This is a genomic window from Legionella navarrensis (genome assembly GCF_052527415.1).
The window spans coordinates 1-13,468 of the sequence record NZ_JBNVZR010000034.1 but is presented as its reverse complement, the minus strand read 5'-3'; the positions used below and the strand labels follow the sequence as shown (position 1 = coordinate 13,468).

The window sequence follows — 13,468 nt, the reverse complement described above, 5'->3', positions numbered from 1 at the left end:
CTGCAGGCGGTGATTACTACGGCAGCCAATGAATCCGATCTGGTGCTGACCGACACCCTGAGTGCCGGGCAAACCATTGGAACCCTGCCGGCAGGGTGCACGGCATCGGGTCAGGTGATTACCTGCACCATTCCTGCCGGCACGGCACCTGGAACCTACAGCTTCACCTATCCGGCCACCGTGAATCAGACCGCGACAGTCTCGGTAGACAACAGCGTCGTACCAACCGGTGGCAGTGCTACTGCACCGAGCTGCACGAACTGTACGACCACGCATCCGATAGCCCCCGCGATTATTGCAGTGAGTAAATCTTCTGTTCCAGCGAGCGGCACCACGGTTGCGGCAGGTGACGGTATTGACTACACCCTGCAGGCAGTAATCGGTACGGCAGCGAACGAATCGGATCTGGTGCTGACCGATACCCTGAGTGCCGGACAAACCATAGGAACATTGCCGGCGGGCTGTACGGCATCGGGCCAAGTGATCACCTGCACCATTCCGGCTGGTACCGCACCGGGAACGTATGGCTTTACCTATCCTGCCACGGTGAACCAAACGGCAACGGTCTCAGTAGATAACAGTGTCGTACCAACCGGCGGCAGTGCTACCACACCAACCTGTACGACCTGCACGACGACGCATCCAATAGCCCCCGCGATTATCGCAGTGAGCAAATCCGCCAACCCTGCGAGCGGTGCTACGGTTGCTGCAGGCGACAGCATTGATTACAGCCTGCAGGCAGTGATTACCACGGCGGCCAACGAATCGGATCTGGTGTTGACCGATACGCTGAGCGCCGGTCAAACCATAGGAACATTGCCGGCAGGCTGTACGGCATCGGGTCAGGTGATTACCTGCACCATTCCTGCCGGCACGGCACCTGGTACCTACAGCTTTACCTATCCGGCCACGGTAAATCAGACAGCAACGGTCTCGGTAGACAACAGCGTCGTACCAACCGGTGGCAGTGCTACCGCACCGAGCTGCACGAACTGTACGACCACGCATCCCATTGCACCCGCGGTTATCGCGGTGAGCAAATCCGCCAACCCTGCGACCGGTACCACGGTTGCGGCAGGCGACAGCATTGACTACACCCTGCAGGCGGTGATTACTACGGCAGCCAACGAATCCGATCTGGTGCTCACCGATACCCTGAGCGCCGGCCAGACATTGGGATCCCTGCCGGCGGGTTGTACGGCATCGGGTCAGGTCATCACCTGTACCATTCCGGCCGGCACGGCACCTGGTACTTACAGCTTTACCTATCCGGCCACCGTGAATCAGACAGCGACGGTCTCAGTAGATAACAGTGTCGTACCAACCGGCGGCAGTGCTACCGCACCAACCTGTACAAGCTGTACGACCACGCATCCGATAGCCCCCGCGATTATTGCAGTGAGTAAATCTTCTGTTCCAGCGACCGGTACAGCTGTTGCCGCAGGCGACAGCATTGATTACAGCCTGCAGGCAGTGATTACCACGGCAGCCAATGAATCCGATCTGGTGTTGACCGATACCCTGAGTGCCGGGCAGACACTGGGAACCCTGCCGGCGGGTTGTACGGCCTCAGGACAGATCATTACCTGCACCATTCCTGCCGGCACGGCACCTGGTACCTATACCTTTACCTATCCGGCCACCGTGAATCAGACAGCAACGGTCTCGGTTGATAACAGTGTCGTACCAACCGGCGGCAGTGCTACCACACCAACCTGTACGACCTGCACGACCACGCATCCGATAGCCCCCGCGATTATTGCCGTGAGTAAATCTTCTGTTCCAGCGACCGGTACAGCCGTTGCGGCAGGCGACAGCATTGATTACAGCCTGCAGGCAGTGATTACCACGGCGGCCAACGAATCGGATCTGGTACTGACAGATACGCTCAGTGCCGGCCAGACACTGGGAACGTTGCCGGCAGGTTGCACGGCCACGGGCCAGGTCATCACCTGCACCATCCCGGCTGGCACGGCACCCGGCACCTACAGCTTTACCTATCCGGCCACCGTGAATCAGACCGCAACGGTATCGGTTGATAACAGTGTCGTACCAACCGGCGGCAGTGCTACCACACCAACCTGTACGAATTGTACTACCACGCATCCCATTGCCCCCGCGGTTATTGCAGTGAGCAAATCAGCCAACCCTGCGAGCGGTGCTACGGTTGCTGCAGGCGACAGCATTGATTACAGCCTGCAGGCGGTGATTACCACGGCGGCCAACGAATCGGATCTGGTGCTCACCGATACCCTGAGCGCCGGCCAGACATTGGGAACATTGCCGGCGGGTTGTACGGCTACGGGTCAGGTGATTACCTGCACCATCCCGGCTGGCACGGCACCCGGCACCTACAGCTTCACCTATCCGGCTACGGTGAATCAGACAGCAACGGTCTCGGTAGATAACAGTGTTGTACCAACCGGTGGCAGTGCTACGGCACCGAGCTGTACGACCTGCACGACCACGCATCCGATAGCCCCGGCCATTATCTCGGTGAGCAAGTCGTCTGTTCCTGCGACCGGTACAGTCGTTGCAGCAGGCGACAGCATTGATTACAGCCTGCAGGCGGTGATTACTACGGCAGCCAACGAATCCGATCTGGTACTCACCGATACGCTGAGTTCTGGCCAGACACTGGGAACGTTGCCGGCAGGTTGCACGGCATCGGGCCAGGTCATCACCTGCACCATCCCGGCTGGCACGGCACCTGGCACCTACAGCTTTACCTATCCGGCCACGGTTAATCAGACAGCAACGGTATCGGTAGATAACAGTGTCGTACCAACCGGTGGCAGTGCTACGGCACCGAGCTGCACAAGCTGTACGACCACGCATCCAATAGCCCCGGCGATTATTGCGGTGAGCAAATCCTCCAGCCCCGCGACCGGTACAGCCGTTGCCGCAGGAGACAGCATTGACTACACCCTGCAGGCGGTGATTACTACGGCAGCCAACGAATCCGATCTGGTGCTCACCGATACCCTGAGCGCCGGCCAGACATTGGGAACCCTGCCGGCGGGTTGTACGGCATCGGGTCAGGTCATCACCTGTACCATTCCGGCTGGCACGGCACCTGGTACTTACAGCTTTACCTATCCGGCCACCGTGAATCAGACCGCGACGGTCTCGGTAGATAACAGTGTTGTACCAACCGGTGGCAGTGCTACGGCACCGAGCTGCACAAGCTGTACGACCACGCATCCGATAGTCCCCGCGGTTATCGCGGTAAGCAAATCCGCCAGTCCTGCGACCGGTACGGCCGTTGCCGCAGGAGACAGCATTGATTACAGCCTGCAGGCGGTGATTACTACGGCAGCCAACGAATCCGATCTGGTGCTGACCGATACCCTGAGTGCCGGGCAAACCATTGGAACCCTGCCGGCAGGGTGCACGGCATCGGGTCAGGTGATTACCTGCATCATTCCTGCCGGCACGGCACCTGGTACGTATACCTTTACCTACCCGGCCACGGTGAATCAGACAGCAACGGTCTCGGTAGACAACAGCGTCGTACCAACCGGCGGCAGTGCTACGGCACCAACCTGTACGACCTGCACGACCACGCATCCGATAGCCCCCGCGGTTATTACAGTGAGCAAATCAGCCAGCCCTGCGACCGGTACGGCCGTTGCAGCAGGCGATAGCATTGACTACACCCTGCAGGCGGCGATAACAACGGCAGCCAATGAATCCGATCTGGTGCTGACGGATACCCTGAGCGCCGGCCAGACACTGGGAACCCTGCCGGCGGGTTGTACTGCATCAGGTCAGGTGATTACCTGTACGATTGCAGCCGGTACAGCGCCTGGCACCTACAGCTTTACCTATCCGGCAACGGTGAATCAGACCGCAACGGTCTCGGTTGATAACAGTGTCGTACCAACCGGCGGCAGTGCTACCGCACCAACCTGTACGACCTGCACGACGACGCATCCAATAGCCCCCGCGATTATCGCAGTGAGCAAATCCGCCAACCCTGCGAGCGGTACAGCCGTTGCGGCAGGCGACAGCATTGATTACAGCCTGCAGGCAGTGATTACCACGGCGGCCAACGAATCGGATCTGGTGTTGACCGATACGCTAAGCGCCGGCCAAACACTGGGAACGTTGCCGGCAGGTTGCACGGCCACGGGCCAGGTCATCACCTGCACCATTCCTGCCGGCACGGCACCTGGCACCTACAGCTTTACCTATCCGGCCACCGTGAATCAGACAGCAACGGTCTCGGTAGATAACAGTGTCGTACCGACGGGCGGCAGTGCTACCACACCAACCTGTACGAGCTGCACGACCACGCATCCGATAGCCCCCGCGATTATTGCGGTGAGCAAATCCTCCAGCCCCGCGACCGGTACAGCCGTTGCAGCAGGCGATAGCATTGACTACAGCCTGCAGGCGGTGATTACCACGGCAGCCAACGAATCCGATCTGGTGCTCACCGATACCCTGAGTGCCGGCCAGACACTGGGAACCCTGCCGGCCGGTTGTACGGCATCGGGCCAGGTCATCACCTGCACCATTCCTGCCGGCACGGCACCTGGTACCTACAGCTTTACCTATCCGGCCACGGTAAATCAGACAGCAACGGTCTCGGTAGACAATAGCGTCGTACCAACCGGTGGCAGTGCTACCGCACCGAGCTGCACGAACTGTACGACCACGCATCCGATAGCCCCCGCGATTATTGCGGTGAGCAAATCCTCCAGCCCCGCGACCGGTACCACGGTTGCGGCAGGCGACAGCATTGACTACACCCTGCAGGCGGTGATTACTACGGCAGCCAACGAATCCGATCTGGTGCTGACGGATACCCTGAGTGCCGGCCAAACCATAGGAACATTGCCGGCGGGTTGTACTGCATCGGGTCAGGTGATTACCTGCACCATCCCGGCTGGTACGGCACCGGGCACCTACAGCTTTACCTATCCGGCAACCGTAAACCAGACCGCAACGGTCTCGGTAGATAACAGCGTCGTACCAACCGGCGGCAGCGCTACCGCACCGAGCTGCACGAACTGCACGACCACGCATCCGATAGCCCCCGCGGTTATTGCGGTGAGCAAATCCGCCAACCCTGCGAGCGGTACAGCCGTTGCGGCAGGAGATAGCATTGATTACAGCCTGCAGGCGGTGATTACTACGGCAGCCAACGAATCAGATCTGGTGCTTACCGATACCCTGAGTGCCGGCCAGACGCTGGGAACCCTGCCGGCGGGTTGTACGGCTACGGGTCAGGTGATTACCTGCACCATTCCGGCTGGTACCGCACCCGGCACCTACAGCTTTACCTATCCGGCCACGGTGAATCAGACAGCAACGGTCTCGGTAGATAACAGTGTCGTACCGTCAGGAGGCAGCACGACCACACCAACCTGTACAAACTGTACGACCACGCATCCGATAGCCCCCGCGATTATCGCGGTGAGCAAATCAGCCAGTCCGGCGAGTGGTACGGCCGTTGCGGCAGGCGATACGATTGACTATAGTCTGCAGGCGGTGATTGGCACAGCAGCCAATGCATCGAATCTGGTGTTGACCGATACGCTGAGCGCCGGCCAGACAATCGGGACTTTACCGGCAGGCTGTACAGCCTCGGGCCAGGTGATTACCTGCACCATCCCGGCTGGCACGGCACCCGGCACTTACAGCTTCACCTATCCGGCCACGGTGAATCAGACAGCAACGGTCTCGGTAGATAACAGCGTCGTACCAACCGGCGGCAGCGCTACCGCACCGACCTGCACGAACTGCACGACCACGCACCCGATAACCCCCGCGATTATTGCGGTGAGCAAATCGTCTGTTCCTGCGACCGGTACCACGATTGACGCAGGTACCGCCATTGATTACAGCCTGCAGGCGGTGATTACTACGGCGGCCAACGAATCCGATCTGATCCTGACCGATACCCTGAGTTCTGGCCAGACACTGGGAACTCTGCCGGCGGGTTGCACGGCATCAGGTCAGGTGATTACCTGTACCCTTCCAGCCGGCACGGCACCGGGTACGTATACCTTTACTTATGATGTTGCGGTTGATGGTAATGCAAGCGGCTCGGTGAGTAATACGGTGGTGCCGAGCGGTGGCAGCGCTACCACGCCAACGTGTACGAACTGCAGCACGACTCATACGGTTACTCCGGCGGCTATTCTGGTGAGCAAATCATCAAATCCTGCCAGCGGTAGTGTCGTTGCGGCAGGTGACACGGTTGATTATACGCTGCAGGTAGATATCAGTTTTTCTGGTAACGACTCAGATTTGATCCTGACGGATACCTTAAGTGCGGGTCAGACACTGGGAACCCTGCCGGCAGGCTGTACGGCCGCAGGCCTCGTCATCACCTGTACTCTGCCAGCCAATTCAACACCGGGAACGTATACCTTTACCTATCCTGTGACGGTGAATCAAACGGCCATCACGCAAATCAAGAACAAGGTAGTGCCCACGGGCGGCAGCAGTATTGCGCCTGCCTGTATGCACTGCAGCACCACACATCCGGTAGCGCCCGCGATTATTGCGGTGAGCAAATCGTCGGTTCCTGCGAGCGGTAGCACTGTTGTCGCGGGTGATACGATTGACTACAGCCTGGAAGCGGTGATTGGCACGGCAGCCAACGCATCGGATCTGGTGTTGACCGATACCCTGAGTGCCGGCCAGACACTGGGAACTCTGCCGGCAGGCTGTACGGCCACGGGCCAGGTCATCACCTGCACCATCCCGGCCGGCACGGCACCCGGTACCTACAGCTTTACGTATCCGGCCACGGTGAATCAAACGGCGACGGTCTCAGTACATAACAGTGTCGTACCAACAGGTGGCAGTACGACTGCACCGACCTGTACGACCTGCACAACCACGCATCCGATAGCCCCCGCGATTATTGCGGTGAGTAAATCGTCTATTCCTGCGACTGGTAGCACTGTTGTTGCAGGTGATACGATTGACTACAGCCTGCAGGCCGTGATCACTACGGCCGCCAACGCATCGAATCTGGTCTTGACTGATACGCTCAGTGCCGGCCTGACACTGGGAACCCTGCCGGCAGGTTGCACGGCCACGGGCCAGGTCATCACCTGCACCATTCCGGCTGGTACGGCACCCGGCACCTACAGCTTTACCTATCCGGCCACGGTGAAGCAAACGGCGACGGTCTCGGTAAATAACAGCGTCGTACCGACCGGCGGCAGTGCTACCGCACCGAGCTGCACGAACTGCACGACCACGCATCCGATAGCGCCAGCAGTTATCGCGGTGAGCAAATCCGCAGTTCCTGCGACCGGTACGGCCGTTGCGGCAGGAGACAGCATTGATTACAGCCTGCAGGCGGTGATTAGCACGGCTGCCAATGAATCCGATCTGGTGCTCACCGATACCTTGAGTGCGGGCCAGACACTGGGAACCCTGCCGGCGGGGTGTACGGCCACGGGCCAGGTGATTACCTGCACCATTCCGGCTGGTACCGCGCCTGGTACGTATACCTTTACCTATCCGGCCACGGTGAATCAAACGGCGACGGTCTCGGTAGATAACAGCGTCGTACCGACAGGCGGCAGTGCTACCGCACCGACCTGTACGAACTGTACGACCACGCATCCGATAGCCCCGGCGATTATTGCGGTGAGCAAATCCTCCAACCCCGCGACCGGTACCACGGTTGCGGCAGGAGACAGCATTGACTACAGCCTGCAGGCGGTGATCGGCACGGCGGCCAATGAATCCGACCTGGTTTTAACCGATAGCCTGAGTGCCGGCCAGACGCTGGGAACCCTGCCGGCGGGTTGTACGGCCACGGGTCAGGTGATCACCTGCACCATTCCGGCTGGCACGGCACCCGGTACCTACAGCTTTACCTATCCAGCCACGGTGAATCAGACAGCGACGGTCTCGGTCGATAACAGCGTTGTACCGACAGGCGGCAGTGCTACCGCACCGACCTGTACGACCTGCACAACCACGCATCCGATAGCCCCCGCGATTATTGCGGTGAGCAAATCCGCCAGCCCTGCGACCGGTACCGCGGTTGCGGCAGGCGACAGTATTGATTACAGCCTGCAGGCAGTGATCGGTACGGCGGCCAACGAATCGGATCTGGTGTTGACGGATACGCTGAGTGCCGGCCAGACGCTGGGAACCCTGCCGGCGGGTTGTACGGCCACGGGTCAGGTGATCACCTGCACCATTCCGGCTGGTACCGCGCCTGGTACCTACAGCTTTACCTATCCAGCCACGGTGAATCAGACAGCGACGGTCTCGGTAGATAACAGTGTCGTACCGACAGGGGGCAGTGCTACCGCACCGACCTGTACAAACTGTACGACCACGCATCCAATAGCCCCCGCGATTATTGCGGTGAGCAAGTCGTCTGTTCCTGCGACCGGTACGGCCGTTGCGGCAGGCGACAGTATTGATTACAGCCTGCAGACAGTGATCGGTACGGCGGCCAACGAATCGGATCTGGTGTTGACCGATACACTGAGCGCTGGCCAGACGCTGGGAACCCTGCCGGCCGGCTGTACGGCATCGGGTCAGGTGATCACCTGCACCATTCCGGCTGGTACCGCGCCTGGTACCTACAGCTTTACCTATCCGGCCACGGTGAATCAGACAGCGACGGTCTCGGTAGATAACAGCGTCGTACCGACAGGGGGCAGCGCGACTGCACCGACCTGTACGAACTGTACGACCACACATCCGATAGCACCAGCGGTTATTGCGGTGAGCAAATCGTCGGTTCCTGCGACCGGTACCACCGTTGTGGCAGGTGATGTTATTGACTACAGCCTGCAGGCGGTGATTGGCACAGCAGCCAACGAATCGGATCTGGTGTTGACCGATACACTGAGCGCCGGGCAGACGCTGGGAACCCTGCCGGCAGGCTGTACGGCATCAGGTCAGGTGATTACCTGCACCATCCCGGCCGGCACGGCGCCCGGTACCTACAGTTTTACCTATCCGGCCACGGTGAATCAGACAGCAACGGTCTCGGTAGATAACAGTGTCGTACCAACCGGCGGGAGCAGCACCACACCAACCTGTACGACCTGTACAACCACGCATCCGGTAGCCCCCGCGATTATTGCGGTGAGCAAATCCGCCAGCCCTGCAACCGGTACCACGGTTGTCGCAGGGGACACCATTGACTACAGCCTGGAGGCGGTGATTGGCACAGCCGCCAACGCATCCGATCTGGTCTTGACCGATACCCTGAGTGCCGGGCAGACACTGGGAACCCTGCCGGCAGGCTGTACGGCATCAGGTCAGGTGATTACCTGCACCATTCCGGCTGGTACAGCGCCTGGCACCTACAGCTTTACCTATCCGGCCACGGTGAATCAAACGGCGACGGTCTCGGTAGATAACAGTGTCGTACCGACCGGTGGCAGCACGACCACACCAACCTGTACGAACTGTACCACCACACATCCGATAGCCCCCGCGATTATCGCGGTGAGTAAATCCGCCAGTCCTGCGACCGGTACTGCCGTTGCTGCAGGAGACATCATTGATTACAGCCTGCAGACGGTGATTACTACGGCAGCCAACGAATCGGATCTGGTGTTGACCGATACGCTGAGTGCCGGCCAGACACTGGGAACCCTGCCGGCGGGTTGTACGGCATCGGGTCAGGTCATCACCTGCACCATTCCAGCTGGCACCGCACCTGGTACGTACAGCTTTACCTATCCGGTCACGGTGAATCAGACAGCAACGGTCTCGGTAGATAACAGCGTCGTACCAACCGGGGGCAGTGCTACCGCACCGACCTGTTCGACCTGCACAACCACGCATCCGATTGCACCCGCGATTATTGCAGTGAGCAAATCCTCTAATCCGGCGACCGGTACGGCTGTCGCTGCAGGTGATGCGATTGACTACAGTCTGGAGGCGGTGATCGGTACGGCGGCCAACGAATCAGATCTGGTGCTGACGGATACTCTGAGTGCCGGCCAGACGCTGGGAACCCTGCCGGCAGGCTGTACGGCATCGGGTCAGGTGATTACCTGCACCATTCCGGCTGGTACGGCACCCGGCACCTACAGCTTTACCTATCCGGCCACGGTGAACCAGGCAACAACCGGCTCGGTGAGCAATGCGGTGGTCCCAACTGGAGGCAGCAGCACCGCACCGACCTGTACGACCTGCACAACCACGCATCCGATAGCCCCCGCGATTATTGCGGTGAACAAATCGTCTATTCCTGCGAGCGGTACCACCGTTGTCCCAGGGGACACCATTGACTACAGCCTGCAGGCAGTGATTACTACGGCAGCCAACGCATCCGATCTGGTCTTAACGGATACCCTGAGCGCCGGCCAGACACTGGGCACCCTGCCGGCGGGCTGTACGGCATCGGGTCAGGTGATTACCTGTACCATTCCGGCTGGTACGGCACCCGGCACCTACAGCTTTACGTATCCAGCCACGGTGAATCAGACAGCAACGGTCTCGGTAAATAACAGCGTCGTACCGACCGGTGGCAGTGCTACCGCACCAACCTGTACGACCTGTACGACCACGCATCCGATAGCCCCAGCCATCATTGCGGTGAGCAAATCAGCCAACCCTGCGACCGGTACCACGGTTGTCGCAGGGGACACCATTGACTACAGCCTGCAGGCGGTGATCGGCACAGCAGCTAACGAATCCGATCTGGTGTTGACGGATACCCTGAGCGCCGGGCAAACCATCGGAACCCTGCCGGCAGGTTGTACGGCATCGGGTCAGGTGATTACCTGCACCATCCCGGCCGGTACGGCACCTGGCACGTACAGCTTTACCTATCCGACAACGGTGAATCAGACAGCGACGGTCTCGGTAAATAACAGCGTCGTACCGACTGGTGGCAGTGCTACCGCACCAACCTGTACGAGCTGTACGACCACGCATCCGATAGCCCCCGCGATTATCGCGGTAAGTAAATCCGCCAGTCCTGCGACCGGTACTGTTGTTGCGGCTGGTGACACCATTGACTACAGCCTGCAGGCGGTGATTACTACGGCAGCCAATGCATCCGATCTGGTGCTGACGGATACCCTGAGTGCCGGGCAAACCATAGGAACGCTGCCGGCGGGTTGCACGGCCACGGGTCAGGTGATTACCTGTACCATTCCAGCCGGTACGGCACCTGGCACGTACAGCTTTACCTATCCGGCAACGGTGAATCAGACAGCAACGGTCTCTGTGAGCAATGCGGTGGTACCGACAGGCGGCAGTGCTACCACACCGACCTGTACGAATTGCACGACCACGCATCCGATAGCCCCCGCGATTATTGCCGTGAGTAAATCGTCTATTCCTGCGACAGGTACCATGGTTGCGGCAGGCGACAGCATTGACTACCGTCTGCAGGCGGTGATTACTACGGCGGCCAACGCATCGGATCTGGTGCTGACCGATACGTTGAGTGCCGGTCAGACACTGGGAACCCTGCCGGCAGGCTGTACAGCCACGGGTCAGGTGATTACCTGCACCATTCCAGCTGGTACCGCACCTGGTACCTACAGCTTTACCTATCCAGCCACGGTGAACCAGTCTACAACCGGTTCAGTGAGCAATGCGGTGGTGCCGACAGGTGGCAGTGCTACCGCACCGACCTGTACGACCTGTGCGACCACGCACCCGATAGCCCCCGCGATTATTGCCGTGAGTAAATCGTCTATTCCTGCGACAGGTACCATGGTTGCGGCAGGCGACAGCATTGACTACCGTCTGCAGGCGGTGATTACTACGGCGGCCAACGCATCCGATCTGGTGCTGACCGATACCTTGAGTGCCGGCCAGACACTGGGAACCCTGCCAGCTGGCTGTACGGCATCAGGTCAGGTGATTACCTGTACCATTCCAGCCGGTACAGCACCCGGCACATACAATTTTACCTATCCGGCCACGGTGAACCAGGCAACAACCGGTTCAGTGAGCAACGCGGTGGTGGCAACGGGCGGCAGTGCTACCGCACCAACCTGTACGGCCTGCACGACCACGCATCCGATAGCACCCGCGATTATTGTGGTGAGTAAATCGTCTATTCCTGCGACAGGTACCACGGTTGCGGCAGGCGATACGATTGACTACAGCCTGGAGGCGGTGATTACTACGGCGGCCAACGCATCCGATCTGGTGTTGACGGATACGCTGAGTGCCGGCCAGACGCTGGGAACCCTGCCGGCGGGCTGTACGGCATCGGGTCAGGTGATCACCTGTACCATTCCAGCCGGCACGGTACCTGGCACCTACAGCTTTACCTATCCGGCCACGGTGAATCAGACAGCGACGGTCTCGGTCGATAACAGCGTTGTACCGACAGGCGGCAGTGCTACCGCACCGACCTGTACGACCTGCACAACCACGCATCCGATAGCACCCGCGATTATTGCGGTAAGCAAATCGTCTATTCCTGCAACAGGTACCATGGTTGCGGCAGGGGACACTATTGACTACAGTCTGCAGGCGGTGATTACTACGGCGGCCAATGAATCCGATCTGGTGTTGACCGATACCCTGAGTGCCGGGCAGACACTGGGAACCCTGCCGGCGGGTTGTACAGCCACGGGTCAGGTCATCACCTGCACCATTCCAGCCGGCACGGTTCCTGGTACCTACAGCTTTACCTATGCGACCACGGTGAATCAGACAGCGGCTGGCTCGGTAAGTAATGCCGTAGTGCCCACGGGCGGCAGCAGCACCGCACCAACCTGTGCGACCTGCACAACCACGCATCCCGTTACGCCAGCGATCATTTCGGTGAGTAAATCCGCCAGTCCGGCGACCGGTACCACGGTTGCCGCAGGTGACACGATTGACTATAGCCTGCAGGCGGTGATAGGCAGCGCTGCCAACGAATTCCCACTGGTGTTGACCGATACCCTGAGTGCCGGCCAGACACTGGGAACCCTGCCGGCGGGCTGTACAGCCGTGGGTCAGGTGATCACCTGTACCATTCCAGCTGGCACGGTTCCTGGCACCTACAGCTTTACCTATCCAGCCACGGTGAATCAGACAGCGACCGTCTCGGTAGATAACAGTGTCGTACCGACAGGCGGCAGTACTACCGCACCGACCTGTACGGCCTGCACGACTACGCATCCGATAGCCCCCGCGATTATCGCGGTAAGTAAATCCGCCAGTCCTGCGACCGGTACTGTTGTTGCGGCTGGTGACACCATTGACTACAGCCTGGAGGCGGTGATTACTACGGCGGCCAACGCATCCGATCTGGTGCTGACCGATACCCTGAGTGCCGGTCAGACACTGGGAGCCCTGCCGGCAGGCTGTACGGCATCAGGTCAGGTCATCACCTGCACCATTCCAGCCGGCACAGCGGTTGGAACTCATACTTTTACCTATCCGGTGACAGTCGACCAGGATGCTGTGCGGGCGGTGAGTAATAACGTAGCGCCGACGGGTGGCAGTGCTACCGCACCGACCTGCACGACCTGTACGACCACGCATCCGATTGCGCCTGCCG

Annotated in this window: 1 protein-coding gene; it reads left to right on the top strand. The window is 59.7% G+C overall.

The features are described 5' to 3' along the window. On the top strand, nucleotides 1-13,468 hold a 13,468-nt coding region (locus tag ACQUTA_RS12790; RefSeq protein ID WP_444988655.1), incomplete at both ends, for a hypothetical protein.